Source organism: Maritimibacter sp. UBA3975 (genome assembly GCF_002384975.1).
Lineage (GTDB): Bacteria > Pseudomonadota > Alphaproteobacteria > Rhodobacterales > Rhodobacteraceae > Maritimibacter.
Genome location: NZ_DGCP01000009.1, coordinates 1,053,425 through 1,078,519 on the forward strand (window position 1 = coordinate 1,053,425; position 25,095 = coordinate 1,078,519).

At 64.9% G+C, this 25,095-nt stretch carries 26 protein-coding genes; 7 read left to right on the forward strand and 19 right to left on the reverse strand.

The annotated features are described in order from the left end of the window. Positions 1–3: 3 nt before the first annotated feature. From B2585_RS10300 to B2585_RS10370, 15 genes are all read right to left on the reverse strand, one after another. On the reverse strand, positions 4–606 hold the full coding sequence (locus tag B2585_RS10300; protein WP_292022665.1) for a pentapeptide repeat-containing protein: 603 nt from the start codon (positions 604–606) through the stop codon (positions 4–6). Further along, positions 603–1,070, reverse strand: a complete 468-nt coding sequence (locus tag B2585_RS10305) for a flavodoxin domain-containing protein (protein ID WP_292022667.1) — start codon at positions 1,068–1,070, stop codon at positions 603–605. The genes B2585_RS10300 and B2585_RS10305 overlap by 4 nt, the downstream gene beginning before the upstream one ends. Beyond that, positions 1,067–2,302, reverse strand: coding sequence for an FAD-dependent oxidoreductase (locus tag B2585_RS10310; RefSeq protein WP_292022669.1), 1,236 nt, complete (start codon positions 2,300–2,302; stop codon positions 1,067–1,069). Before B2585_RS10310 ends, B2585_RS10305 begins: the two co-directional genes overlap by 4 nt. Further along, positions 2,299–3,807, reverse strand: coding sequence for an aldehyde dehydrogenase (locus B2585_RS10315; RefSeq protein WP_292022671.1), 1,509 nt, complete (start codon positions 3,805–3,807; stop codon positions 2,299–2,301). The genes B2585_RS10310 and B2585_RS10315 overlap by 4 nt, the downstream gene beginning before the upstream one ends. Continuing rightward, positions 3,807–4,619: an aspartate dehydrogenase gene (locus B2585_RS10320; RefSeq protein WP_292022673.1), complete on the reverse strand. Its 813-nt coding sequence runs from the start codon at positions 4,617–4,619 to the stop codon at positions 3,807–3,809. Before B2585_RS10320 ends, B2585_RS10315 begins: the two co-directional genes overlap by 1 nt. Positions 4,620–4,622: 3 nt before the next feature. After that, positions 4,623–6,302, reverse strand: coding sequence for a thiamine pyrophosphate-binding protein (locus tag B2585_RS10325; protein ID WP_292022674.1), 1,680 nt, complete (start codon positions 6,300–6,302; stop codon positions 4,623–4,625). Positions 6,303–6,312: 10 nt separating this feature from the next. Continuing rightward, positions 6,313–7,101, reverse strand: a complete 789-nt coding sequence (locus B2585_RS10330; protein WP_292022676.1) for an SDR family oxidoreductase — start codon at positions 7,099–7,101, stop codon at positions 6,313–6,315. Continuing rightward, positions 7,101–8,030: a VOC family protein gene (locus tag B2585_RS10335; RefSeq protein ID WP_292022678.1), complete on the reverse strand. Its 930-nt coding sequence runs from the start codon at positions 8,028–8,030 to the stop codon at positions 7,101–7,103. The genes B2585_RS10330 and B2585_RS10335 overlap by 1 nt, the downstream gene beginning before the upstream one ends. Positions 8,031–8,058: 28 nt before the next feature. Then, complete coding sequence (locus B2585_RS10340; protein WP_292022680.1) at positions 8,059–8,871, reverse strand: alpha/beta fold hydrolase; 813 nt, start codon at positions 8,869–8,871, stop codon at positions 8,059–8,061. Beyond that, the gene (locus B2585_RS10345) at positions 8,868–9,608 is read right to left on the reverse strand and encodes an SDR family oxidoreductase (RefSeq protein ID WP_292022682.1); all 741 of its coding nucleotides are present in this window, start codon (positions 9,606–9,608) and stop codon (positions 8,868–8,870) included. Before B2585_RS10345 ends, B2585_RS10340 begins: the two co-directional genes overlap by 4 nt. After that, positions 9,608–10,651: a Rieske 2Fe-2S domain-containing protein gene (locus B2585_RS10350; protein WP_292022684.1), complete on the reverse strand. Its 1,044-nt coding sequence runs from the start codon at positions 10,649–10,651 to the stop codon at positions 9,608–9,610. Before B2585_RS10350 ends, B2585_RS10345 begins: the two co-directional genes overlap by 1 nt. A gap of 28 nt (positions 10,652–10,679) precedes the next feature. Further along, positions 10,680–11,447, reverse strand: a complete 768-nt coding sequence (locus tag B2585_RS10355; RefSeq protein WP_292022686.1) for an ABC transporter permease — start codon at positions 11,445–11,447, stop codon at positions 10,680–10,682. 86 nt (positions 11,448–11,533) lie between these two features. After that, entirely contained in the window at positions 11,534–12,508 is a 975-nt protein-coding gene (locus B2585_RS10360; protein ID WP_292022688.1) for an ABC transporter substrate-binding protein, read from the reverse strand. Positions 12,509–12,524: 16 nt separating this feature from the next. Beyond that, the gene (locus B2585_RS10365; RefSeq protein ID WP_292022690.1) at positions 12,525–13,295 is read right to left on the reverse strand and encodes an ABC transporter ATP-binding protein; all 771 of its coding nucleotides are present in this window, start codon (positions 13,293–13,295) and stop codon (positions 12,525–12,527) included. Next, entirely contained in the window at positions 13,285–13,587 is a 303-nt protein-coding gene (locus B2585_RS10370) for a recombinase-like helix-turn-helix domain-containing protein (RefSeq protein ID WP_292022692.1), read from the reverse strand. The genes B2585_RS10365 and B2585_RS10370 overlap by 11 nt, the downstream gene beginning before the upstream one ends. Positions 13,588–13,824: 237 nt before the next feature. On the opposite strand from B2585_RS10370, the gene B2585_RS10375 reads away from it, so the two are divergent. Further along, positions 13,825–14,979 carry an FAD-dependent monooxygenase gene (locus tag B2585_RS10375; protein WP_292022695.1) on the forward strand — a complete coding sequence of 385 codons (1,155 nt, stop codon included), beginning with the start codon at positions 13,825–13,827 and terminating at the stop codon, positions 14,977–14,979. A gap of 112 nt (positions 14,980–15,091) precedes the next feature. Here the strand turns inward: B2585_RS10375 and B2585_RS10380 are convergent, their stop codons facing one another. Then, positions 15,092–16,042: a cupin domain-containing protein gene (locus B2585_RS10380; protein ID WP_292022697.1), complete on the reverse strand. Its 951-nt coding sequence runs from the start codon at positions 16,040–16,042 to the stop codon at positions 15,092–15,094. A gap of 75 nt (positions 16,043–16,117) precedes the next feature. On the opposite strand from B2585_RS10380, the gene B2585_RS10385 reads away from it, so the two are divergent. After that, complete coding sequence (locus tag B2585_RS10385; protein WP_292022700.1) at positions 16,118–16,909, forward strand: IclR family transcriptional regulator; 792 nt, start codon at positions 16,118–16,120, stop codon at positions 16,907–16,909. Between the two features lie 36 nt (positions 16,910–16,945). On the opposite strand, the gene B2585_RS10390 is transcribed toward B2585_RS10385, so the two are convergent. Then, positions 16,946–18,028, reverse strand: a complete 1,083-nt coding sequence (locus B2585_RS10390) for a cache domain-containing protein (RefSeq protein ID WP_292022702.1) — start codon at positions 18,026–18,028, stop codon at positions 16,946–16,948. A gap of 145 nt (positions 18,029–18,173) precedes the next feature. Between B2585_RS10390 and B2585_RS10395 the strand changes: the two genes are divergently transcribed. The 3 genes from B2585_RS10395 (at position 18,174) to B2585_RS10405 (ending at position 22,392) form a co-directional block, all read left to right on the forward strand. After that, positions 18,174–19,160 (forward strand): glycosyl hydrolase family 8, encoded by a 987-nt coding sequence (locus B2585_RS10395; RefSeq protein ID WP_292022703.1) that lies wholly within the window; start codon positions 18,174–18,176, stop codon positions 19,158–19,160. A gap of 97 nt (positions 19,161–19,257) precedes the next feature. Continuing rightward, positions 19,258–20,403 carry an HlyD family efflux transporter periplasmic adaptor subunit gene (locus B2585_RS10400; protein WP_292022705.1) on the forward strand — a complete coding sequence of 382 codons (1,146 nt, stop codon included), beginning with the start codon at positions 19,258–19,260 and terminating at the stop codon, positions 20,401–20,403. 9 nt (positions 20,404–20,412) lie between these two features. Continuing rightward, positions 20,413–22,392: a glycosyltransferase gene (locus B2585_RS10405; protein ID WP_292022707.1), complete on the forward strand. Its 1,980-nt coding sequence runs from the start codon at positions 20,413–20,415 to the stop codon at positions 22,390–22,392. Between the two features lie 117 nt (positions 22,393–22,509). On the opposite strand, the gene B2585_RS10410 is transcribed toward B2585_RS10405, so the two are convergent. Beyond that, the gene (locus B2585_RS10410; RefSeq protein ID WP_292022709.1) at positions 22,510–22,857 is read right to left on the reverse strand and encodes a DUF4114 domain-containing protein; all 348 of its coding nucleotides are present in this window, start codon (positions 22,855–22,857) and stop codon (positions 22,510–22,512) included. Positions 22,858–23,096: 239 nt separating this feature from the next. On the opposite strand from B2585_RS10410, the gene B2585_RS10415 reads away from it, so the two are divergent. Both B2585_RS10415 and B2585_RS10420 read left to right on the forward strand, forming a co-directional pair. Further along, a complete protein-coding gene (locus B2585_RS10415) occupies positions 23,097–23,648 on the forward strand; it encodes a hypothetical protein (protein WP_292022711.1) in 552 nt (183 codons plus the stop codon). A 333-nt stretch (positions 23,649–23,981) separates the two neighbouring features. Then, positions 23,982–24,110, forward strand: coding sequence for a hypothetical protein (locus tag B2585_RS10420; protein WP_292022713.1), 129 nt, complete (start codon positions 23,982–23,984; stop codon positions 24,108–24,110). 15 nt (positions 24,111–24,125) lie between these two features. Here B2585_RS10420 and B2585_RS10425 read toward each other — a convergent pair whose 3' ends face one another. Further along, positions 24,126–25,085 (reverse strand): fumarylacetoacetate hydrolase family protein, encoded by a 960-nt coding sequence (locus tag B2585_RS10425; RefSeq protein WP_292022715.1) that lies wholly within the window; start codon positions 25,083–25,085, stop codon positions 24,126–24,128. Positions 25,086–25,095 lie beyond the last annotated feature (10 nt).

Here is a 25,095-nt window from a genome sequence, read left to right on the forward strand (position 1 = left end):
CGCTCAGGTCCAGACATAGCCATAGGCGAGGTCGAAGTCCTCCGCACGAATGGCGCGGTTGCCGATCTGCCCGCCGCGCAGCCAGAGCCGACCATGGACTTGCGTCCCGTCAAAGCGCGTCTCGGGCGGCAAGGCCACATGGTCGAGCCAGAGGCCGCCCATGCACTCCCCCTCCGACAGCAGCGCCGCGCCTTCGACGCGCGCGCCCTCGAACGAGAGGTTGCCGTTGCAGGTGACACCCGGCATCGTGACGCCTTGTGCGAACCGGGCACGGTCGAAGCGGGCGATGCCGCGGAAATCCGTGGCCGAAAAGTCGGCCTGACCGTCGAACTGCGCCTCCTCGAACCGGGCGTCCGAACCGAAGGTCGCGCCGGAGAAACGGGCGTCGCCCGCAAACCGTGCGCCCGTGAACCAGCTCAGGCCAATGAACTGCGCACCGGAGGCGTCCACACCGTCCGGGAAATGCGCCCCCGAGAAATCGACGCCGGACAGGACAAAGCCGGACAGATCGAGCGGCCCGTCGCAGGTGATCCCCGCAAAGGACGTATGCGCCCCGTGCCGATACGGACGGGAGAGCGCCGCGCGAATCTCGTCCGGCGCGGTCATGCGGCGGCGCCAAGCCGCTCTTCGGCCTGCGAGATGATCTCTTCGGCCCAGGGAAATGCGAGGTCTTCGGCCATCTCCGGGCCGGAGGCGTCATGCGCCACGCGTTCGCCGATCTGCGTCGCGCCGTGGGCCAGCATCAACTCGGCGAGCCGCTTGGGGCCGTGATTGAACGTTTCGTCGTATTCGCTGTCGCCCATCCCGAAGATCGCGAAATGAATGGCCGAAAGATCGGGCTTGGCCGCCTCCATCGCCTCGGCAAAGGGCTGGGCCGACGCAGGCAGTTCGCCGTCGCCATAGGTCGAGCAAACCAGCAGGTAGAGATGTTCGGGCACGAGCGACATCGGGTCCACGTCCGACAGGTTCTGGCAGGAGACGTCGTGATCGCCCTCAAGCTCGGACTGGATATCCTCGGCGAGCATCTCGGCATTGCCGGTTTCGGTCCCGTAAAGAATGCTGATGTTCATCCCGTGGTCACTCCTTTGCTTGCGAGGCGAGTCATTTCTTCGCGTGTCGTGATCTTGGCGCGGCACCGCCCTTCGGGCAGCGCCTCGGTTTCGGCGGCGTCGATGCGACACCAGCCGTCGTAATCGACGAGCCCTGTGCGGCCCTCGAAGATCGCGCGTCCTGGCTTTGCAGGGTCTGCGGTCAGATCGTCAAGGATGTGCGTCGCGAGCGCCTGCGCGTCGGCACGGTTTTCCGGGATCGTGCCGCGTGGACCGCGCCGGAACCAGCCGGTCGCGTAGAGACCCGGCGCGAGCGCCCCTGCCCCGGCGTCGGTCGCGCTTTCCAGAAGGGCGTCGCGCGGCAGGTCCGGGTCGGCGTCGAAGCCGATCGCCGTCAGAACCGATGTGCAGGGGATCGTTTCGTCGCCCGCGTCGCTCGTAAATCGAACCGCGCGAACCTGCCCTTGTGAGCCGATTACCTCTGCAGGCGTCAGGCCGAACCGGAAGGTCACGTTGCGCGCACCGCTGCCATGACCGGCGATGGAGGCGAGCGCGTCCAGCGTCTTCACCGCGTCGGGTTCGTCGCTCGCGCCTGTGCCCACGACGTCGATGCTGACACCGCCCAGCTTGGCGAGTTCCTTGATCATGACGGGATCGAATTTCGCCGCCGCCGCGGGTGAGCGACCGGTGATCGTGAGGGACTCGATCCCGGCTCCGGCCAGCCAGTCGGTCGGACCGGCGCCGAGGTCGGACCCGGCGAGTTCATCGGGGTCTTTCGCCAGAAGCCGCAGCAGGTCGATGGCGACGTTGCCGTTACCGACGATGAGGGGATGCGCCCCGAGCTCAGGGAGCGTTTCTGCATCTGGGTGATCGTAGAGTGCGCGGGTCAGCCGCCCGGCGCCGAACACACCCGCGAGGTCGTCGCCGGGAATTCCGAGCGGCCGGTCCACCGGCATTCCCGTAGCGAGGACCACCGCGTCATAGGCTGCGCGCAAGTCTTCGAGCGCGACGTCATCACCGAGCCGCAGACACCCGAAGAACCGCGCACCCTGCCGTTCGAACACGCGGGCGAACTGGCGTGTGACTGCCTTGGTTCCCTGGTGGTCCGCCGCGACTCCGTAACGTACGAGTCCGTAGGGCACCGGCAAAGCGTCGATCAGGTCGACCTCCAGGTCCGGCGCCGCCTTGAGCAGCGACTGGGCCAGATAGCAGCCGGACGGACCTGCGCCCACGATGGCGATCTTTCCGCTCATGGCGTCACCGCAGCCCCCGCCCACGGGATCGGGGCGCCCGTGAGGTCGGTGTAAAAGCCTTTCTGACGCATGTAAGCGCGCAGGCCTTGTCGGCCCTTTTCACGCCCGATGCCGCTCGCGCCGTCCCCGCCAAAAGGCGTCGACACCGAGAACTGCTTGTAGGTGTTGTGCCAGACGGTCCCGGCCTGAATGGCTTGCCCGACGCGCCAGGCGCGGGGAAAGTCACGGGTCCAGATGCCGCAGGCGAGGCCGTAGTCGTTGTCGTTGGACTGCGCGATGACGTCCGCCTCGTCGTCGAAGGGCAGAACGGCGAGCACCGGGCCGAACACTTCTTCCCGGCAGAGCCGCGCAGTGTTGGGGAGGCTCGAAAGGATCGTGGGCAAGTAATAGCTGCCCCCGTCATACTCTGGCCCCTCTGGCGCGCGGCCACCGGTCAGAAGCTCGGCCCCGTCCGCGAGCGCCTGTGCGACATGCGCCGCGACCTCGTCCCGATGATCCATGTGGATGAGCGGGGCGACCTGCGTGGCCGGATCGAAGGGGTGGCCCACCACGAGCCGTTCGGTCGCTGCGACCAGCCGGGAGACGAAGCTGTCGAAGATAGAGCGTTCGACGAAGAGCCGCGAGCCGGCGATGCAGCTTTGGCCGGTCGAGGAGAAGATGCCGTAGAGCACACCGGCGATCGCGGTGTCCATGTCGGCATCGGCGAAAACGATGGTCGGGGATTTGCCGCCGAGTTCGAGACTCACCGGCATGAGTTTCTGCGCCGCCTTCACGGCGAGCGCACGGCCCGTCTCGGTGCCGCCGGTGAAGCTCACACGCGCGATGTCCGGATGTTCTACGAGCAGATTACCGATCTCACGCCCAGATCCTGGAAGAACCGAGAACAGACCCTTGGGGCAGCCGGCCGCGTCCACGATCCGGGCCAGTTCCAGTGCGGTCAGCGGCGACCAGGAGGCGGGCTTGAGGATGACGGCGTTCCCGGCCGCAAGGGCCGGGGCGACCTTCTGCGCGTCCGAGGCGATGGGAGAGTTCCAGGGCGTGATCGCGGCGACCACACCCATCGGCTCGTAGACCGACAGGGTCATCGCAGGTCCGCGCCGGGTGGTAAGCTCCTCGTCCATCGTCTCCAACACCGCGCCGAAGTAGCGAAACGTCCCGGCGGCGGACGCGGCGAGCGCTCCCGTTTCGGCCAATGTCTTGCCGGTATCGCGCGACTGGATGCGCGAGATGCGTTCGGCATTGGCTTCGATCCCGTCCGCGATGCGATAGAGGAGCCGCGCGCGTTCATGTGGCTTGAGCGCGCGCCAGGCGGGATCGGCCTGTGCGGCCTTGGCCTTGGCGATGGCCTCTTCCCCGTCAGCGGCACTCGCGCCGCGAAACACCCGGTTCACCCGACCGTCCGCCGGAAAGATCGAAGTGATCTCGGCCCCGCGCCCATCGCGCCATTCGCCTGCGAGAAAGAGCTTGCCCTCGGGAAGCTCGGCGTTCACGTCCATATCCTTCATCAGATCACCATCGGTCCGATATGGTTTCGGATTTCGCGCAGAACGGAGTAGATCGTCGCCACGCTCGTCTTCGCATTGCCGTTCGACGGCAGGTTCTCGATCTCCACGCGCACCTTGGCGGCGGGGGAGACGACCTCGTAGCTGTGGACATTGCCGGGGGCTGCGGGGTCGGCCACGAGTTCCACCCGGGTCTTGTCGAGGCCGGGGCCTGCCAGCGCCAGAGTCGCGGCCACGTTGGCGTTCTTGGGAAACTGAGCCGCAGCCTCGCGGGCCGTGCCGGTAAAGAACACGGCCGCTGACTCAAGTGTATCAAGGTCGAGCGCTTCGGCCGCCGGCGATCCGGCCCAGGCTTTCGGCGGCTTCGTCCCGCGATAGGTCAGCGTGACCTCGCCCGAGGCGGACAGGGCCGATACGATGTCGATTCCGCCGACAGCACCTGCGGGCAGGATGATCCGCGCCCCGCCCGCGCGCGCGGCCGTCTCCAGCCTTGCCGCAAGGTCGGTGTCCGACAGCGCCCCGACCGAGACGACGACCACATCGAATCCGGCCTCGAGGCAAGGCCCCACATGCTCGGCCACACCGGCATGTCCTGCAGCCTCGACGATAAGGTCCGGGCGGGCCGCGATCAGGTCGGCGGTCTCCTCCACGATCTCGGCCTTCGGTGTCATGGCGGCGATCTCGTCCTGCGCGCGGTCGCATTGCCCCGCGCGCACCAGAAGCGTGATACGGGTCACGTCCGGCGCATCCGGCGCGTCGAGGAACCCGAGAAGCGTCTTGACGATATTGCCGCACCCGATGAGACCGAGATGCATGGATCACACCTCCTTGGTCTGGGCGGCACCCGCCGGCGGTCCGGCAAAGGCTTCGGCGAAGGGTCCGATAGCGTTCATGTCGATCTCGATGAGCGACGGGCCGGACCCCGCGAGCGCGGCGTCGAGCACGCCCGCGAATGCTTCGACGTCATCGCAGCGCGTGTGCGGCATCCCGATGGAGGCGCAGAAGGCGTCGAACTCCGGCACGGCGATGGCCGAGTAGTGGCGGCGGCTGTCATACTGCGCGTCCTGGATGTTCTGGATCACGCCATAGGCCCTGTCGTTCATCAGGATGTAGACCAGCGGCGCATTCTCATCGACCGCAGTGATCATCTCGGCGAGACCGAGCATCGTGCCGCCGTCGCCCACGAGCGTCACCGCCTTCTGGTCAGGCGAACAGGCCAGCGCCGCGCCGATCCCCATGGCGACCCCCTGCCCGATCCCGCCGCCAAGGGCGTGGACCCCCTGCTCAGGCCGGGCAAGGCGGACGTAGCGGTTTCCGAAGGTGGAGTTCGAGATCGTCACGTCGCGCACCCAGGCGTGACCGCCTGCCGCCACAGCCTCGCTGATCGCGTCGGCGACCACGCGGTATTGGCCGAGTTGAGAGCGCATGCGCCCCTCGGCCCCGGCCCGCGCGCGGGCGATGTCGAACCCGAGGTTCGGGTCGGCGTCGAGCTTGGCCGGCAGCTTGTCGAGCAAGCGCGCCAGCGTGTCCTGCGCGCCGCCGTGAATGAACATGTCGACGGCGTAGTTGCGCCCGCCCTGCGCGGCATCCGCGTCGATCTGGACCAGGGGGCGCGGCAGCGGCATCATGTTGTTGCGGGTCTCGTTGCCGCGCAGGCGCGAGCCGACCACGACCATCAGGTCGCAGGTTTCATACAGCGCGACCGACTCCGGTCCCATGTTGAACGCGCCGAGGTTGGCCGAGGCCTCCTCGCTGACCGTTGCGCGGCCATTGGTCGAGGTGACGATACCGACGCCCCGGTTCATCAGTTCGGTCGCTTCGCGGGTCGCCTCACGCGCGCCACCGCCCAGCCACAGGAGGGGGCGTTTCGCGTTCACGATGGCGTCGGCAAGCGCGTCGATCGCGGGGTCCGGCGCGCGCGGCGCCTGGGCTTCAGGTGCGAAGATCGTGGATTGCTCCACCGCCATGTGGCGCTGCACATCGACGGGGATCTCAAGGCTCACGGGGCCTGACGGTGCCGACAAAGCGGACGACACGGCGGCGGTCAGCGTGCCGACGGCTCCGTTCGCGTCCCACATCCGGTAGACCGCCTTCGACACGCCGCGCAGCATCTCCGGCTGGCGCGGCACGTCGTGGATCGCCGCGCGGTCGCGGTCGGCATAGGCAAGGTCCACCTGGCTCGTGATATGGAGCACCCGGCTTCCGGCCGTGAGCGCCTCCGCCTGCGCCCCGGCCGCGTTGCCCGCCGCCGTGCCGGTCGAGGTGATGCACACGCCAAGACCGCCCGACACACGAGCATAGGCATCGGCCATGTTCATCGCCCCTGCCTCGCCGCGCGCGGGCACGAACCGGATCCGGCCCTGACGCGCGACGGCGTCGAGGATGGGCATGTTGTGGATCGAGATCACCCCGAACATGGTGGTGACACCAACCTCCGCGAGATACCGGGCAATGTAGTCGCCGACGGTTTCGACGTCCTGGATGGTTTCGTGTTTCATGCCCATCTCCTCAGATATGTCTGTCCAGGCCGCCCGACACGTCGAGTTGGGCCCCTGTTATGTAGCTGGCCGCGCGAGAGCCAAGGAACGCGATGGCGTTCGCCGCTTCTTCGGGATCGCCAAGACGCCCAAGGGGGATGCCCTTGCGCTCGGCCAGCGCCCCGTACCAGTCCGCGCGGCTGTCCGTCTGGTCTTCGCGCGCCTCGAACCGCCGGGTCCACTGGCCGCTTTCGATGAGCCCCATCAGGACGGAGTTCACGCGAACGTCCGGCGCAAACTCGATCGAAAGGGATTTCAGGAGGTTCTGCACCCCGGCCCGCGCCGAAGAGGTGCAGACCATGTGTTCTTCCGGCTGGTAGGCCAGCAGCGAGTTGACGGCCACGATCGACCCCCGCGCCTCGCGCAGCATCGGCAGGAAGGCCCGGATCGGGTAGATCTGGCTGAAAAGCTTGAGCTCGTATTCCGCGCGCCAGTCCTCGTCCTCGGTCGTGGCGAAGGTCGATTGCCGGCCCGCGCCCGCGTTGTTGACGAGGAGGTCGCACCGGCCCCAGTGGTCCTGCACCCCTGCGGCGAAGCCGTTGACCGCATCGCGGTCGAGCACGTCGACGGTGCGCGACAGAATCCGGTCGGCCCCGAAGTCGCGTTCGAGAACGCCGCTCACCTGTGCGAGCCGTCCTTCGTTGCGTGCACAGAGCGCGACCCGTGCCCCGGCGCCCAGCAATGTCTTGACGGTCGCGAGCCCGATGCCGGACGTCCCGCCCGTGACCACCGCCACGGCATTTTCGTAGCCAAGGTCCATCACGCGGCTCCCCGGTTGCGCTTGGCCAGTTCGGGGAATCCGGGATCTGGGCGCCCCTGCATCACCGCGCGTTGCGCGGGCGTCGGCGGCCCTGCGGTCATCCACTGGTCCATCGCTTCGGGGTCGGTGCGCGACCAGACCTTGGCCTCATGCGTCGCCTCGTCGATCTGTTCGAGCTCCGAGGTGAATTCGATCACGAAACCGGACGGCGAGACGAAATAGGCGAAGGGGTTGTTGCCCGGCCCATGCCGGCCCGGCCCCCAGCTCGGCACATGACCCTTCTGTTTCATCCGCCCGATGGAGCGCATGTATTCGTCGAGAGTCGGGAGTTCGAAGGCGACGTGGTTCACGCTGGGATAGGTCGCCCGCACGAGCGCGATGGAATGGTGGTCGGTGTTGCAGCGCAGAAAGACCATCTGGTCGGCGGAATAATCCGACGCGCGGAACCCGAGCACATCTTCGTACCAGGCCTGAACGCCATCCATGTCAGGCGTGTTCAGCACCACATGGCTGACCTTGCGGGGCCTGGCCCAGTCGGACCCGGCCTCCAGAACGCGGGCGTCGGTGCGAAAGCGCAAGCGGCGCATGTCGGGGTCGAGCATCTCGAACCCGTAACCGCCCACCCAGTCGTCGAACGGGGCCGGGGCACCGATCACGTCCGCACCTTTCGCCACGACCTGGGCGTGAAGCGCATCCATCGACTCGCGGTCCGGCATTGCGAAATGGATGTATTCGATCCCGTGGGTGTCGCCATCCTTGAGGCCATAGAGGAACGGCTCCTCACCCGTGCCACGCAGGAGGGCTTCGCCTGTCTCTTCGTGGGCGAGCGACAGGCCCCACATGTCCAGATAGAACGGAAGGGTGTCGGTCATGCCCGGGGCGCGCATCATGATGCCGCGCAGTCTGCCGACTCGTATCGTGTCGCTCACAAGTCCATCCTCCTGTCGTCGCCCCGGCTCATTTTGCCGGGACCGTTTCCTGTTCGAGTGCCGTCGCGAATGCAGCCGGCGCCTGTTGGTAGATCGCGTGCCCGGCCTCGGGCACGAGTGTGAAGGCCCCGCGGTACCGCGCGGGCACGGCGGCATGGGCGCGGCGCGCGCCGTCCGGCGGCGTCACCACGTCGCCCGCACCGACGATGACATCGGTGGGCACCGACAGCCGTTCGGCATCGTCGAGCAGCCGGCCCGACGCGAGCATCCGCGCGGCCTGCGCGTAGCCCGGCAGTTTGACCCGGGACATGGCGTCGCGCACGATCTCGACCGCTTCGGGGTGGTCCTCGGCGCGGTGAACGAGGCGGGCGGCCCGTGCTGCGGCAAAGGCAGCGGCCCCTTCGTGCTCCAGATCGTCGATCCGGCTTTGCGCGGCCGAGCTGAGCCCCCCGCCCCGGACAACGCCGTGACCCAGCGCGGGCGAGGCCATGACGAGCCGGCACACAAGGTCACCGTGGCGGGCGGCGAAGGCCGCCCCCATAAGAGCGCCCAGCGAATGCCCGACAAGCGTCGCCCGCCCGATATCGAGCGCAGCGAACAGGCGGCGCAGCGCCGCGGCGTAATCCGTCGCCTCCGGCCACTCCCGGTCCAGCGGGTGGGACTCGCCATAGCCCGGCGCGCTCCACGCGATCACACGCGCCGAGCGCGGCAGGTGCGGCAGAAGCGGTGTGAACGACGCGGCTTGCGAGCCGATGCCGTGAAGGAGGACGAGTGTCTCACCGTTGCCGGGACGTTCGAGGTACTCGAGCCCGGCGGCGCTATGCGTGGTCCAGCCGCTCATGTGAACACGAAGCCGTTGTTGACCGGCAGCACCTGCCCGGTGAGGGTCAGCGCGCTTTCGGTCAGCAGGAAACATGCCACCTCGGACACGTCGCCCGTGTCCTGCGGCCCCGGCACGGCGCGGCCGTCCTGGTAGAACCTGTGGCGGTGCTCCGGCACATATTCCGTGCTTTCGGTCGTCAGGATGCCGGGCGCGATGGCGGTGACGCCCACCCGATCCGGCCCGAGTTCGCGCGCGAGCGATCGGGTCATTGAAATAACCGCGCCCTTGGACGCGACATAGGACAATAGGTTCTGGGCCCCCCATAGCGCCGTGTCCGAGGCGACGTTGACGACCCGACCGGACCCCGACGCCTTGAGCAGCGGCGCGGCGGCACGGGTCATCAGCCAGGTGCCGCGCACGTTGACGCGCTGGACAAGATCCCAGGTGTCGATCTCGATGGCGTCGAACGGGATGCCGCCGATACCCGTCGCGATGGCCCCGTTGTTGACCAGCCCGTGCAGTTTCCCGCCCGTGCGCTCGGCCACCCCGGCGGCCAGCGCCTCGATCGAGGCCGGATCACCAAGGTCGACGGGCAGGAAGTCTGCGCCCAGCGCCTCGGCCGTCGCGCCTCCCGTTTCCTCGGCAATGTCCGCGAGGATCAGCGATGCGCCCTGGCCGGCGAGGGTCTTGGCGATTTCGGCGCCAAGACCGCGGGCCGCGCCGGTCACGAGGATATGTCGTCCGTCGAGCGTCATTATTCCGCCGCTACCTCGGCAGCCTTCAGCTCCGCCTCGATCTGCGCCTTGGCGGCGCGGGTCAGGACCTGCCGGATACGGCTTACACCAAGGTCATGCTGGTAGAGCATCTCGCGCTTGCGGGCGTCGTCCGGCATGCCTTCGAGCATGACGCGGTCCTGCTCCAGCACGTTCCAGTGGTTCTCCTCAAGCTGGGCGCGATAGAGGAAACGCCAGCTTTCGCGCGCGGTCCCTTCCACCTGGCGCATCCGCCAGAAGAAGACCTTGGTCGTGTGGGCGTCCATCGGGGTGGTGTAACCGATGATGCGGAACACGCCGCCCGGGCCGCCTGCGGGTGGATAGGGAATGTCGAGGAAACAGAACATCGTGCCTTGGTGAACCTCGAACTCGGTCCAGTCGAAATTCTCACCCGTCTGGCCGACCCGCTCGATCCGGAACCCGCTGTCGGTCTTGTCGAGCTTCATGAGGTCCTGTTTGGAACCAAATGCCAGCGTGAAGCTCTCGGAATGGAGGTAACAGCCGTGCATCGGGTCGGCGAGGTTGTCGAGCGCGTAGCGGTAGTTTGCCTCCCAGACGGACGTGCAGAGAAAACCAGTCCATTCGTCGCTGACCAGCTCCTTGGGCAGAACCAGTTCCGGAGCCTCCGGCTGATCGACCGAGGGGACATAGACGAACACGGCGTCGTTGCTCTCGGTCACCTCATAAGAGGTGAGCGCCTTGCGGCCCTCAAGCGCGCAATCGGGCATCGCGGGGACCCTGACCACGACACCGTCGCCGTCGACGATCACGCCGTGGTAGCGGCATCCGATGTGGCCTTCGTGGATCTCGCCATATGAAAGCGGCGCGCCACGGTGCGGGCAGAAGTCCTCGATGCAGCGGATCTTGCCGGACCCATCGCGCCAGAGGACGACCTTCTCGCCCAGAAGCCGGGTGCCGTAGGGCTTGGAGGTCTTCACCTCCACCGACTTCGCCACCGGATACCACTGGCCGCGCAGGCCCTCGTTCACCCGGTTCTCGATCAGGGTTTTCTTGTCGACTGTCATTTCGGTGTCTCCCTGTCTTGCCCGGCGCTTACTGGTGCGCCTTGGGCAGGTAATGCAGAACCCGCTCTTCGATCCGCTCCAGCACGACGTAAAGGAGGAAGCCGATCACGGTCAGCAGGATGATGGCGTTGAAGACCATGGCCGCGTTGGCCTGCCCTCCGCCGTAGGAAATCAGGTAGCCGAGCCCGGTGTTTCCGCCGACCAGCTCGCCCACGGTCACGCCGATGACGGCGAGGGTCGAGGCGATGCGCAGGCCTGCCATGAGGTTGGGCACGGTCGACGGCATCTCGACCTTCCAGAAGATGCCCAGCCGGGTCAGGTTGTAGGCCCGTGCGAGGTTCACGAGGTCCCGGTCGACGGTGCGCATTGCCTGCAACACGTTGACGAGGACCGGGAAGAACACGATCAGCACGGTAACCAGCAGTTTCGGCATCGAGTTGTAGCCGAACCACATGATGAAAAGCGGGGCGAAGGCGACCTTCGGCGCGATTTGCAGCGCGAGGATGTAGGGCGACAGCACCTTTTCCCAGAACTTGGACATGCCAAGCAGATAGCCCATGACGGCGCCCAGAAGGCTGCCGATGAGAAAGCCCAGCACGGTATAGAGCGCGGTGGACAGAATGTGACCCAGAAGACCCTCGTTCGCCCACATCCGCTGCAATTCGGCAAGCGAATCCGACAGCGTCGGGATGATGAACCGCGGGACGTCCAGGGCGGTCGGCAGGACCTCCCACGCGACGAGAACGGCGATCAGGATCGCGACGCTCGTCAGCTTGATGCCATGCTTGCGGATCATCGATGTGTTCCTCGTCGCGGGTTTCGGGCTCGGGGCGGGGGTGTCCGGGGCCGCTTGGGCCCCGGTTCCGTGGTGGGTCGCGTCGGTCATTGCACGAATTCGTTGGTGTAGAGGTCTTCGACCGGCACGGCGGTCTGGACGATCCCGCTTTCGACATAGAACTTCTGCACGGCCGCGATCCGCTCGGGGTCGAAGCTGCCCAGCGGCTGGTCCTCGCCCTCGGGATAGATCAGGTTCGAATAGGCGCGCATGATCGCTTCGATCTGGGCTTCCTTGCCCTCGTGCTGCGGCACGAACCCGACATATTCCTTGGCGGCCTGAGCCGGGTCGGACGTGATGTCGCCGATGGCCTTGAGGACAGCGCCCACGAAGCCGGAGACGATCTCGGGCCGCTCCGCAATGGTTTCGTCCGACGCGATGATTGCCTGCGCCATGGCCGGGAAGATCGTGTCGACGGGAACCTGGTCCATCTCGACACCGGCGCCTTCGATGGCGGCGATCCATTCCGGCACACCCGACATGCCGTCGAGTTTGCCGGCGATGTTGAGCTGGATGATGCCGCCCGGTCCGACCGCCTGAATATCGACGTCGTCCTTGGACAGGCCGACCGAGGCGAGCACGCCGAGCAGGTTGTAATAGGTGGTATCCTGGAACGCGAGCACGCCGATCGACTTGCCGGCGAAATCCTCCGGACCGGTGATCCCGCTCTCGGTACGCCAGGCAAGCTGGGTCAGGCCGCGACCGCCCAGCAGGGCGACCCCGCGGATTTCGAGCCCGTTGGCACGCACGATGATCGGCGTGTCGCCGATGCCGCCGCCGAGATCGGCATTGCCGAGCGCGACCTGCGTCGCCACGTCCGCGCCGCCCTTGCCGACCTGGAAGGTCACGTCGAGATCGGCCTCGGCGAAGTATCCTTTGCCAAGAGCGAGCTGGAACGGCGCGAAGGCCGGGAGGAAATCAGGCGCGGGGAAGAGGTAGGTCACCTGTTCCGCCGCGAAGGCCGCCGTTGCCGACACCGCGATCGTCGCGGCCGCCACTGTATTCTGAAGCAGTTTTTTCATTTGTTGAGTCTCCCTGTCAGGCTGCTTTTTCTTCGAGTTTCAGATGCTTAAAGAGCTGCGCGGCGTATTCGCCGACTTCCGGCAGAACCCGGCGCCTGATCGGTTGATCCCGATGCGGCAGGTCCACCTTGATTTCCGCGATCACCTGACCCGGACGCTCGCTGAGGACGAGAATGCGATCCGACATGAGGACGGCCTCGGAAAGGTCGTGCGTGATCAGGAGCGTGGTCTTGCCCGCGTCCTTGATCGTCTTGGCAAAGGAGTTCTGGAGAAGGAGTTTGGTCTGGGCGTCGAGCGCCGAGAACGGCTCGTCCAGCAGGATGATTTCCGGGTCGATCGAGAGCGTGCGCGCGAGGGCCGCACGCTGCCGCATTCCGCCGGAAAGCTGGTAGGGAAAGTGGTTCTCGAAGCCGGACAACTGGCAATGGTCCAGCTCCTTCATCGCACGGGCGCGCCGGTCAGCCTTGGGCACGCCGCGGGCTTCGAGCCCGAATTCGATGTTCGCGATGATGTTGCGCCACGGCAGGAGCAGGTCTTTCTGGAGCATGAACCCGACGTGCGAGTTGGGTCCGGTCACCGGCACGTTAGAAACGAGCACCTCGCCCGACGTGGGCTGATACAGGCCCGCGGTCATCGACAGGATGGTCGACTTGCCGCAGCCCGAGGGGCCGACGACCGATACGAACTCGCCTTCCTCCACGCGGAAGCTGACATCATCGACGGCGAGGAGTTCCCCGTCGCCTTGCGTCGCGAAAGATTTGGAGACATTGCGGAACTCAAGCGCCATAACCGTGCTCCTGATAGGCGGCTTCGAGATCGGCATTGATGGCGGCGAGCTCTTTGGCGAGGCTCTCTTCGGTCCAGTCGGTCCCGCCTGAGATCGGCGCAACCACGCCCCGCTCCGTGAGCGCCTTGGCGACAAGCGCGAAGTCATGCGTGCCGTCGGAATAGATATCCATGAGAGCGGCTGCGAGCGCCGTTTCCGCGTCTGTCAGGTCACGCCCCCGGCTCTGGTGCGCCAGTGCCGGACGGCCGGTATCCCGCGCCCGCTCTGAAAGTCTGTCCTTGAATGCGTCCATTCCTGGCACCCCCTGTCGTTTGCTCTAACGGATAGTGTTCAATATTGAGCACTATGTTCAAATACGATTTTTCGTTCAATTCGATCTTGAGTCAACATCTTTTTCGGGTCTTGGGGGCGCGAAGGGCTGCGGGATGCGGCCAACTTGACCGAAGTGCCTGATATCTGGCATTATTCATATTTGAAATTTACGTTCATTTATGAACATTATACCGTGAAAGAAGAAGGAACAGCGACAATGACAGGATTGACCATAGCGATAGCCGGCGGCGGCGTTGGCGGGATGACCCTCGCCATTGCGCTTCAGGCGCGCGGACATAATGTTCGGATCTTCGAACAGGCTCAGGCCTATGGCCGTGTTGGTGCGGATGTGAACCTCACCCCGAACGCGGTCCACGCACTCGACGGTCTCGGAGGGGGCGTCGGGGCCGCACTGCGCAAAACGGCGGCGCGCCCGGAGTTCCGAATCAGCCGGATGTGGGACGACGGGCGCGAGACATCACGCCTCCCCATGAGCACGGCGGCCGAGACGAAGTATGGCGCGCCGCAGCTCACCATCCACCGCGCCGACCTTCTGACCGCCCTGGAGGCCGCCCTCGCACCCGACACGATTCGCTTCGGCAGCCCGGTCAGCGGGTATCGCGAGGACGGGACACACGCGCGCCTGACCTTTGTCGACGGGACCGAAAGCGAGCCCGCGGACGTGGTGGTCGGCGCAGACGGCATCCACTCGGTCCTGCGCTCGCAGATGTTCGGGCCCGATGCGCCGCGCTTCACAGGACTCGTGTCCTGGCGGGCGGTCGTGCCGCGTGCGGCGGTCGAGGGTCTCGACAACCTGGACAGTTTCACCAAGTGGTGGGGTCCGGAGGCCGAGCGCCAGATCGTCACCTTTCCCCTGTCGCGTGGCGAGGAAATCTTTGTCTTTGCGACCACGCCCGCCTCGGACTGGAGCGCGGAGGGCTGGACCCTGCCCGGCGACGTGGAAGAGCTGCGCGCTGCCTATGCCGACTTCCACCCCGACGCCCGCGCCCTGCTGGACGCAGTGGACGAGGTCACGCGGTCGGCACTTCATGTGCGTGAGCCCATGAACGCCTGGTCACGGGGGTGTGCAACGATCCTTGGCGACGCGGCTCACCCGATGGTGCCGTTCATGGCGCAGGGGGCCTGCATGGCAATCGAGGACGCGGTCCTTCTGACGCGCGCTCTGGATGCGCACGCAAACGACATCTCCTCGGCACTCCGTTTTTACGAGGACAGTCGCCGCGACCGGACAGCGGCGGTCCAGCGCGGATCGCTCGCGAACGACTGGCTCAAGCAGGGCGGGAACGCGGACTGGGTCTATGGCTACAGCGCGTGGGACGCGCCGCTGGGCGAACCGGTCGCGACGGCCTGAGGCCCCCCAGCCCTTCGAACAACGCGGCGCTCCGGCGTCGCTTTTTTTCCTAGCCACGCACGGAAAACGGGCCGCCCCTGTCACAGGACGGCCCGGGATTGAAAGGGCGCCATCAAGCTGCGGCGTAGACCACGTCATCCTGCTTCGCAGACCCGATGACGGTCCAGACCGTGGCATGTGCCGCCCCGTTGTTACGGAACCAGTGCTTGCGGCCCGCCGGTGTCTTGACGAGGTCGCGGGGGCCAAGCTCGACCTCCACCTGCTCGCCATCCTCGGCTTCCCACCCGACGGTCAGCGACCCTTCCAGCACGAAGAAGGCGTCCTCGACATCCCGCACGAAGGGCGCGACGCCCACGCGGCTCGGCACGCCCCACATCTCCTTGCGGCAGCTGTCGTTGTCGATCCCGCCCTCACCCACATAGACCTTGCGGGTGAAACCGGCGTCTTCCCAGATCGTCGGCAGTTCGACATGGCGCACGACGTACTTGCCCATGAGCTGTTGCAGCGGATGATCGCCCGCCGGATCGAAGGGCATCGTCTTGCCCGGCTGCGCCCCGAAACTGCGCGCGAGTTCCGGCGCGTGATCCTTGGGGTGGTAATGGTATTTCGGCGGGAGCGGTTTGCCCACGTCGACCGAGATCGACATCAGGACCGGCTCCACTCCGTCCACGCGAAAGCCATGCCCGACCTCACGCGCGTTCAGGATCATGTCCTTGGGGCCGAGATTGACCTCGACCACCTCGCCATCCCGCTCCCATCCGACGATCAGCGCCCCGTCGATGATGAGGAAGCTCTCTTCGATCTCGTGGCTGTGGCAGGCCGCATAACGCCCCGGCTCCTTGTAGATGAGCGACAGGGTGAAATGGTCGGGCTTCAGGGTCGTCGTGTCGCCGACCTTGGGCGACCCGCCCGCCCCGATATAGCGCATCTGTGCGCGGGCGAGTTCATCGTATCCCGAGTTCGACGGGAAGGCGTCCCAGTCGAAGGCCTTGTCGGTGAAGCGCCCGGTATGGGCCTTGAGGTCCCCGGCAAGGGGGCTCGGAGTTCCGGCTTGGGTGTTCATGCGTCCTCTCCTGTGTCGCGCAATGTCATGACACAGAGGTAGCCAGCGCGCGTTTCATTGCCTATACGGCGTTTTATGGACAAAACACAGACCGCCGTGAACGATGACCGTTACCTCGTCCCGGGCCTCATGCGCGGGATGCAGGTGCTGGGTGCATTCACCCCGGAGCGCCGCGACATGAGCCTGAGCGACATCGCCCGCGTGATCGGACAGAGCCGGTCGGCCACCTTCCGGACCGTTTATACACTGACCCACATGGGCTACCTCCTTCATGACGAGCGGTTGAAAACCTACAGCCTCGGGCCGGCGGTCATGAAACTCGGACACGGCTACATGGCCAATCGCGAACTGGTTGAGATCGCCATGCCGGAGTTGGAACGACTGCGCGACGAAACCGACTGGTCCGCCCATCTCGGGGTGCGGGACGGGGCACGCGTGGTTTATGTGCTGCGCGTGCCGAGCCGGATGGGGATGGGCAGTATCGTCCATGTGGGAAGCCGCCTCCCGGCGGCGAGCACGACGATGGGGCGCGTGTTGCTCGCGGCCCTCGACGAGGCGACGATCACCCGCCTGCACCGTGACGGGCCACCCGCCGTGTCAGGCGGAAGTTTCCTCGCCCTTCCCGACATTCTCGCTCAGCGTGTGCGGGACCGGGAGACAGAGAATGTGGTTCAGGTGGGCAGTTTCGAAGCCGGGATTTCCTCTGTCGCGGCCCCCGTACGCGACCTCACGGGCGACGTCATCGCAGCGATCAATGCCACCCGTGCCGTCGACGGATTGACCGACGTGCCCGAGGCTGTCCAGCGCGCAGTCGTCGACACCGCTCACCGCCTGTCGCACCTGCTGGGTTACACTGCAAGAACGTGACCAAGCTCGGCGGGCCAAAGAAACCAGCCTGCCGGTTTATGAGCTGGTTTCCGGCGCGCCCTGAATCCGGACCTGTAGCCGGGCGAGCGCATTCGAAAGCTGTTCGGCTTCGAACGTGCGCGTCGCTTCCGATGGGAAAACCGGCTCGCCGTCAGCGATCTTCGCCGCCTCATGTGCAAGGTCGGCAAGCGGCTTGAGGTATCGGAATGCGAACACCAGAGCCAGGACGCCGATTGCGCCCAGCAACCCGGCCACCGTCCAGATCAGATACGAGAAGACCGAACCCATTTCGGTGTTCCCCGTCGACACAGGGACGCGCACGACAAGCGACCAACCTGGCTTCGGCACGTCGCTCTCCGCGAGGATCGGGAGCACGTTTGAGACAATTCCTTCGCCACGTCCCGTCTGCACGGTATCTTCAAATCGCGAGCCCAGTTGCGCACGCGACCGGATCATGGTCGACAGTTCCGCCCCGACACGATCGCCCTGATCGAAGAGCGTTTCCGCGTTCTGGTCCAGCACCGTGACGTCGACACCAAGCCGCTCTGACGACTCCTGAATGAATCGGTCCAACCAAGCCGCATCCAAGCGGTACACGGCCAATCCGAGGATCTCACCCAATTCGTCGCGCACGGAGCGGGACATGTAGATGTATGAGTCACCTTCCGTGTCGGACGATGTCACCGTCTGCAACGTGTCGCGCCGCAGCCCCTGGTTGAACCAGATCGACGTCGATACGTCCGCGCCCTGATCCACGCCCATCGTCGCCGCGTCGACCTTGCCGTCCAGTCCGACCACGGCAGCCCAGGTCACGCCTTCGGACGCCATTGCGGCCGCGTCCGTGAGAACCCGCATGCTGTCGTAATCGCCGACATCGACGAAAGAGCTGAAGCCAACGAGGCTCTCCCATTCCCGGGTGATCAAAGTCGAAACCGCCAATTGGATCGCACGCGCGGCATGTTGAGTCGCATCTCCCTGTGACCGAAAGGCGAAATCCTCGACCTTCCGTTGCAGCGGCAGGAAGACGACGAGTATCGCCAACAGGAACGCGACCGCCGCACTGATGAACAGCGTGCTGATGATGCGGGGCTGGTATGACTTGCGGACTGAATGGGGCATGGTGTGAACTCGGGGTTGCGTTAACCTTAATATCGATTATGGATTTGTCAGGAATGAGGCAAGACTTCGGTTCTCAATTAGGCTGGCGGCGAAGGCCCGAGACATGAACCGCCGCGCGCTTTTGGCTGGTCTGACTGGAGCCGTTTTGCCCTTTGCAACGTCCCGCCCTGCCTTCGCCGACGCAGAACCAATCTGGTCAGACTGGAAAGCGCGGTTTCTTGAAGCCAACGGGCGCGTCGTCGACAGTCTTCAGGGCAACGCGAGCCATTCGGAAGGACAAGGATACGGCCTTCTGCTTGCGCAGGCATTCGGCGATCGCGACGCTTTCGACGCTATCGAGTCCTGGACCCGGGGACATCTCCTGATCCGGGACGACACGCTTATGGCCTGGCGGTGGCGGCCCGAGGAAGCCGACCCCGCAACCGCCGACAATCGCGACTGGCATACCGCCACGGACGGCGACCTATTCCGTGCCTGGGGGCTTTTGCGTGCGGACACGTTTTCGGGCTGGGGCGATTACGGGGCGGAGGTTCGCCGCATCGCCGAAGCGCTCGCCGCGCTCTGCCTGAAACCCGACCCGCGTGCCCCGGGTGAAGTGGTGCTCACGCCGGGGGCCGAGGCCCTGGGCACGCCCGACCGTGTTCTGTTCAACCCGTCCTACGTCATGCCGCGCGCGCTACGCGAACTGGGCGCGTATTCCGGTGTGACCGAACTGATCCGGGCGGCGGATCACGGCGAAACCATTCTGGCCGAACTGGCGGCAACGGGGCTGGTGCCCGACTGGAGCATGATCACGCCGACCGGGTTCGCCCAGCCTGAAGGTTTCGGCACCAACCACGGCTATGACGCGATACGGGTCGCGCTCTACCTGCACTGGTCGGGGCAGAAGACGCACCCCGCGTTGACGCAAAAGGCCGGCGTCTGGTCCGGGGCCCCCGCCCTGCCCGTCGTTCTGACGCCAGAAGGACAGGTGATCGAGCGCAGCACTTTTCCCGGCTACCATGCCATCGCCGATCTGATCGCTTGCCGCCCGGTCGCCCCCCACCCGGATCAGGGCGAACCCTACTACCCGGCCACCCTTGGCCTGTTGTCACGCGTCGCCCGGCGGGAAAGCGGCCTTTGTCCGGCTTGAAAGCTTCCACACTTTCGACAATCTCTGCGTGTGTTAAGGTTAATTCAAAACACAGGTTCTGCGGCTGATCGCCGTAGTGAATTTCAGGAGGCACGTCGTGCGGTATCTTCGCCTCGTCATCGGTTCCATCGTCATCATCGGCGCGCTCTACATCCTCGTGGCCGAGCATGTGACGGGTGCCAGCTCTAACGCGTTCGTCAACACCCCGGTCGTCACTGTCCGCTCGCCCGTCGCAGGTGACATCCAGATCGCCACCCGCACCGTCGGGGCCGAAGTCACGACCGATACGGTCCTGTTCAACGTCAGCGACGTGCGCGCCGACGGTGTCCGGTTGGACGACCTGATTCTGGAGCATGAACGCGCGCTTGCCGAGGTCGAACGCCTCCAAGGGCAAAAGACCGCGCTCGAGGATCACAGTGCGCGGCTTGACCGGCGACGTGACGCCTACGCTGCGGCAAGAACGCGGGAGCTTGCCCTCATGGCGGACCAGCCCGTCGATGGCCCTCTGCCTGACCTCTCCGATCCCGAAAAATTCGAGGACCTCAACGTCGCACAACCCGTGGTCGATACCGCGACGGAAGAACCGAACGGGGATACTCAGGCCAGCTCGACGCTTGCCGGGCTGCGACTGGACGCTGCAACCGGCGACGTTTTCCTTGATGGTTCGGCGGGCGCGACATGGAATTATGGCTATTGGGCCGAAACGGCACGCCATCAGCTCGCGCGCCTGGAAACCGATCTTTCAGCGGCTCAATCAATCGCGAAATCCTATGACGACCGGATCGCGCGCGAGCGGGTTCGCATGATCCGCCTGACCGGAGGCGACATCATGTCCCCGGCCAACGGGATCATCTGGGAACGGATGGTCGGCGACGGGGTCAACGTCCAACGCGGCGACCCGATCATGAAGGTGGCGGACTGTTCCTCGGCCGTGGTGTCGCTGAGCGTGTCTGAAATCGTCTACAACCGCCTGCGCACCGGAGACCCGGCCACGTTCCGTCTGTCGGGTGCCGACGCGGTCATGGATGGCACCGTCGCGCGGCTCGCCGGTGCCGGAGCCGCCACGGTCTATGACGACATGGCGGTCAAACCCAGCAGAGAGCACCTCGAACGCTACGACGTGACGCTGATCGTGCCGGAGCTGCGGGACGCGGACGGATCGGGCGGCTGTGGAATCGGGCGCACGGGCCGCGTGTTCTTCGAAGACCGACCGCTGGACCCGCTGCGCCGCCTTCTCAACTAGGCCGGCGCGATGATCTATCCGAGCGACCTTGGGTCGAGCTTCAACCAACTGGCCCTGATATTGGGGATCGCCGTCGTGATCCCGTTGATCTTCGACAAGTCCAAGCCCACCCATCGCGTCGCGATGCTTTCCGTCGCCATCGTCCTCGCCCTGCGCTACATCTTCTGGCGAGCGACCGAGACTATCGCGCCGTTCGGCCTGACCCTGGACTGGGCGGCCAGTTGGGCTTTGCTCGCACTCGAAGCTCTGGCCCTGATCGGTTCGCTCAGCGCCTTTGTCATCATGATGCGCGTCAAGTCCCGCTCGACCGAGGCGACCGACCACGCGAACTGGTGGGGGCCGGCGGGCGACCCGTCCGTCGCCCTCCTGATCGCGACCTATAACGAAGACCTCGACGTTCTCGAACGCACGATCATCGGGGCCAAGGCACTGCGCCACCCGAACAAGGAAGTACTCGTGCTCGACGACGGGCGGCGCGATTGGCTGCGCGATTTCTGCGCCCGCTCCGAAGTCGGATACATGCGCCGCCCGGACAACAAAGATTCCAAGGCCGGCAATATCAACCACGCGCTCCAACGACTGGTCGAGCGGGACAGCCCGCCCGATTACGTCGCCGTGCTGGACGCCGACTTCGTGCCGCATCGCGGATTCCTGCGCCGCTCACTCGCCTTGTTCCACGACCCCGGCGTCGGCCTCGTCCAGACGCCGCAGCATTTCTTCAATGCCGACCCGATCCAGCACAACCTCGGCGTCAGCCAGTCCTACCCGGACGAGCAGCGGTTCTTCTTCGACCACATGCAACCGTCACGGGATGCCTGGGGCATCGCGTTCTGTTGCGGCACGTCATCGGTCATCCGGTTCTCGGCGCTTCAGGATATCGGGGGATTCCCGACCGAAAGCATCACCGAGGACTTCATGTTGACCTTGGCACTGCAAAACCACGGCTGGCGCACGGTGTACCTGAACGAGGCACTGACCGAGGGGCTCGCCCCCGAAGGACTCAAGGAATACGTCACGCAACGCGCGCGCTGGTGCCTTGGCCTCATGCAGATCGCGCGCGGCTCGCTCGGACCCTTCGCCAGAAACAACCTGCGCCTGCGGGATCGGTGGAGCGTCATGGACTCGGTCTTCTACTGGCTCACGACCTTCACCTTCCGCCTCGCGGCGCTCGTGTTCCCCCTGCTCTACTGGTACGGCAACGTGACGGTGGTGAATGCCCAGCTTGCCGATGTCGTGTCCTATTTCGGTACCTATTATCTGTGGATTCTGCTCACCCTGAACCTGCTGTCGCGGGGGCATGTGGTGCCGGTCCTCAACGACGTCCGCCAATTGATCGGTGCCTATCCCATCGCGCGCTCCGCAATCACCGGTCTGATCAAGCCTTACGGCCACCCGTTCAGCGTCACCGCCAAGGGGGGCGACCGCAGCAAGATCGTCGTTCAATGGCGCATGATGTTGCCCTTCGCGGTCATGCTCGCCCTGACGCTCGTTGGCCTCTGCCTCGGCGTGTTTACGGACAGGTTTGCGTTCTTCGACGCGGGCGACGGCAAATGGGTCATCCTGTTCTGGACGCTTTACAACATCGTCGTCCTGTCGGTCACGCTTGTGGCCTGTGTCGAGCTGCCCCGGCGCGAACGCCATGTGGCGGATGCGCCGGAACAGGTCCGCGTCACATTCGGGGGGCATGACCTGAAGCTGTGGATGACGAACCTCACCCTCGACCACGCCCGTCTGCGCGGTCGCAAGTTCGACGTGGGGACGCGCGGCAGCATCGAACTCGCCGGGGTCGGCTCGGTGCCGGCCTATGTGAGCGAGAAATCAGGCGACGGCGTCCGGCTCCAACTCCTGCCCGACGATCAACAGCGCGCCGCGCTGTTCCTGCGCTTTCATGCAGAGGACAACACGCCGGGCATATCCAACGTGCGCATGTCCGCCATGTTGCGCGATATCGCACGCCGGTTCACCTTCAGTTCGGCACGGAAGTCATGATAATTTTGCGATGGCCCGCACATTAATCCACTGAACGCGCCGCAATCAGGAATTCTCAACTCATATCGCTTGTTGACCTACCTTTGACATGCGCTGCGCTCAGACGAACGCAATAAATCACAGTGAACCGTTTAGCGTTTCCACCATGAATGCGACGTCGCCGTAGTCCCGATCGCCCCCGCCGGTTTGATCCTCGAACCCAATGGTGATGGATTTCCCGCCGGCATTGACGCCAGACAGGGCATGTTGCACGCCGTCTGAATTCAAGCTCTCAGAATAGCTGTGGAAAATCTTCAAATCTTCCGTGGAGCCATTCAATTGGAGATACAGGTCGCTGCCATCAGATACTTTGGCTGCTTCGCCGATCCCGTTCACGAACCCGAATGTGTCCGTGTCTGACACCGTTGAGGCCAACCCAGCCGCGTCTTGCAAAATGAAAAAGCCGAGGCTGTTGCCAGCTTCCACGTCCGTAATCGTCGTTTGCGCCGTTTTGTCAGCCTTGGCGTTTGCGAATGCACTTTCGCCTCGAACGCCCCAGCCAAGGCGCGTGCATCGGTTGCGGCCAAATCACCGAAAACCCGTCGGTCCCGTTCAAAGCTGCTTGCGATCTGCATTTCTCGCGTCCCGTTAACAAAAGACAATGCCTCGCATGCAAGGCGCTCCTAACAGGTAGGCATACCTCAAATGCAAAAGGAGTTCTTCGTATGAAAATCGAACACAGCGGCAAGGCCACAATCCTGTTCGGGCTGGGCGCCACAATCATCTATCTTGTCATGGTACTGGGCACGCTCAGGTATCTGACCGATCTTGCAGGCGCGCTGCCTTTCGATCTGCGGCCCTCAGGGTACACACAGGCTGACGCCGAAGGTCTGCTGGAAGCACTCGGCGGGAGAGGGCGCAACTATTATCTCACTCGGCAGATCCCCCTCGATACGCTCTACCCCGCATTGCTTGCGCTGACCCTGATTTCGGCATTGCGATGGCGTTCCTTCAGGTTCGGGCCGACGCTGATGACCAAGATAGGCGGAGCCTTGGCAATCCTGGCCGCGACTTTCGACTATCTGGAAAACCTTGGCATAAGCCTCATGCTGCTGACTGGATCAGGGTCAGACCTTGCGCTGGTAACGGCCATAAGCACAGCGACGATCTTGAAATCTGCTCTGACGACGGCGTCCGTACTTGCCTTGATCGTAAGTCTACTATTGGTCCTGTTCAGTCGCATGTTGAGTGCACGCAGCACCCCGGCCGCGCGCTGATAAGATGTCTCGGCTCATCTGCGCTGAGCCTGCATCCAAAACCGCTCAGCCCGACGAAAAGCGAAGAATTACCCCTGCGCTCAGAACGATTATCCGCTTGATATCGGCGCCCGAAAAAATCTGTGTCGTCCCAGCAGGGTTTCGTCGAGGAAATCGACGAAAAGCCGGACGCTGCACCCGGCGCGGGTCGGCTTGCATCAGCACCCATGTTGAGCGGCGCTGGTCGGGGTCGGTCCCTCTTATTCCGCGCAGAGACCGCGCCGTTCGGTCAGAGCGGCGGCGCAGCCTCGAACATGGATCGGCTTGAGAGGCTCCGTTCTTCGTTGAAGTGTCTTGAGACAGAAGCGTGGCCCGGTGGGCAACTGGATCGGCCAGCGCCTGCCCCGCGAGACGTTCGCGCGCATTGCCTTCGGGATTCTCGGCGTGCTAGCGATCTGGCTGACTTACGCTCCGCTCGGCTGACCCGCCGCGCCGCCCTCAGCCCGGTTTGACCAGCCGGTTGCGCAGCACACCGATCCCCTCGACCTCGAGTTCGACCACGTCGTCCGGTTTCAGGAAGCGCATGTGTTCCAGGCCGCAGCCATTGCCCACTGTGCCGGAGCCCAGAAACTCGCCCGACCGGATCGTCTCGGAGGCCGATATGTGTTCGATCAGGTCCGCGAAACTCCAGTGCATCGTCGACGTGGAGCCACGGCCCCATTCTTCTCCGTTCACCCGGCAGATCATCGTCTTGTCATAGGGATCACCGAATTCATCGGCTGTCACGAGGCACGGGCCCATCGGGTTCGCCGTGTCGAAATCCTTGCCCTTGGCCGGGCCGAGCGATCCGCCCATCTCGGCGGTCTGGGCATCGCGGGCCGTGAAGTCGTTGAAGATCGTGTAGCCGAAGACGTGATCCATCGCGTCGGCCTTTTTCACATCCTTGGCCGGTTTGCCGATGTAGACGCCGAACTCCAGTTCGAAATCCATGAAGTTGGAATAGCCGGGCCATATCACGTCATGCTCGTGCCCAACGACAGAAAAGCGGTTGGCTTTGTAATAGATCGGCTGGTCGTAGAACGTCTGCGGCACCGACAGGATGCCCTGCTCTTCCATCTCGCGTTCGGCGGCTTCCGGATCGGGCATCTGGCTCGCCCGCAGTTTGCGCGCCTGCTTGAACGCCTGGATCAGGTGGGTCTCGAAACACAGGCAATCGCGCATCTGCGGTGGCGGCTCGATGGGGGCCATCAGCCGGACGTCGTCCAATGATACCTGTGTGCTCCCCTTGGCCGCATCCTGCGCCTGTGCCAGCGCGCTTTCGCCGCCTTCGGCGATCCACAAGACCGACTCCACAGCGCCTGATGAGTTGGCAGCCAAGTCGGCAATCCTGCTGCCGTCCCCGACCAACGCGCCGGGCCGACCGATCCCGTCGCCCGTATCGTATGTGACAAGTTTCATGCGAGTTCCT

Excerpts from the sequence above, each read along its gene's own strand:
- B2585_RS10390 (WP_292022702.1), bottom strand. The coding sequence starts at position 18,028 with ATGCCCCATTCAGTCCGCAAGTCATACCAGCCCCGCATCATCAGCACG.
- B2585_RS10355 (WP_292022686.1), bottom strand. The coding sequence starts at position 11,447 with ATGATCCGCAAGCATGGCATCAAGCTGACGAGCGTCGCGATCCTGATC.
- B2585_RS10425 (WP_292022715.1), bottom strand. The coding sequence starts at position 25,085 with ATGAAACTTGTCACATACGATACGGGCGACGGGATCGGTCGGCCCGGC.
- B2585_RS10385 (WP_292022700.1), top strand. The coding sequence starts at position 16,118 with ATGGACAAAACACAGACCGCCGTGAACGATGACCGTTACCTCGTCCCG.
- B2585_RS10380 (WP_292022697.1), bottom strand. The coding sequence starts at position 16,042 with ATGAACACCCAAGCCGGAACTCCGAGCCCCCTTGCCGGGGACCTCAAG.
- B2585_RS10315 (WP_292022671.1), bottom strand. The coding sequence starts at position 3,807 with ATGAAGGATATGGACGTGAACGCCGAGCTTCCCGAGGGCAAGCTCTTT.
- B2585_RS10375 (WP_292022695.1), top strand. The coding sequence starts at position 13,825 with ATGACAGGATTGACCATAGCGATAGCCGGCGGCGGCGTTGGCGGGATG.
- B2585_RS10305 (WP_292022667.1), bottom strand. The coding sequence starts at position 1,070 with ATGAACATCAGCATTCTTTACGGGACCGAAACCGGCAATGCCGAGATG.
- B2585_RS10330 (WP_292022676.1), bottom strand. The coding sequence starts at position 7,101 with ATGGACCTTGGCTACGAAAATGCCGTGGCGGTGGTCACGGGCGGGACG.
- B2585_RS10360 (WP_292022688.1), bottom strand. The coding sequence starts at position 12,508 with ATGAAAAAACTGCTTCAGAATACAGTGGCGGCCGCGACGATCGCGGTG.
- B2585_RS10340 (WP_292022680.1), bottom strand. The coding sequence starts at position 8,871 with ATGAGCGGCTGGACCACGCATAGCGCCGCCGGGCTCGAGTACCTCGAA.
- B2585_RS10350 (WP_292022684.1), bottom strand. The coding sequence starts at position 10,651 with ATGACAGTCGACAAGAAAACCCTGATCGAGAACCGGGTGAACGAGGGC.
- B2585_RS10415 (WP_292022711.1), top strand. The coding sequence starts at position 23,097 with ATGAAAATCGAACACAGCGGCAAGGCCACAATCCTGTTCGGGCTGGGC.
- B2585_RS10325 (WP_292022674.1), bottom strand. The coding sequence starts at position 6,302 with ATGAAACACGAAACCATCCAGGACGTCGAAACCGTCGGCGACTACATT.
- B2585_RS10300 (WP_292022665.1), bottom strand. The coding sequence starts at position 606 with ATGACCGCGCCGGACGAGATTCGCGCGGCGCTCTCCCGTCCGTATCGG.
- B2585_RS10405 (WP_292022707.1), top strand. The coding sequence starts at position 20,413 with ATGATCTATCCGAGCGACCTTGGGTCGAGCTTCAACCAACTGGCCCTG.
- B2585_RS10370 (WP_292022692.1), bottom strand. The coding sequence starts at position 13,587 with ATGGACGCATTCAAGGACAGACTTTCAGAGCGGGCGCGGGATACCGGC.
- B2585_RS10345 (WP_292022682.1), bottom strand. The coding sequence starts at position 9,608 with ATGACGCTCGACGGACGACATATCCTCGTGACCGGCGCGGCCCGCGGT.
- B2585_RS10365 (WP_292022690.1), bottom strand. The coding sequence starts at position 13,295 with ATGGCGCTTGAGTTCCGCAATGTCTCCAAATCTTTCGCGACGCAAGGC.
- B2585_RS10310 (WP_292022669.1), bottom strand. The coding sequence starts at position 2,302 with ATGAGCGGAAAGATCGCCATCGTGGGCGCAGGTCCGTCCGGCTGCTAT.
- B2585_RS10320 (WP_292022673.1), bottom strand. The coding sequence starts at position 4,619 with ATGCATCTCGGTCTCATCGGGTGCGGCAATATCGTCAAGACGCTTCTC.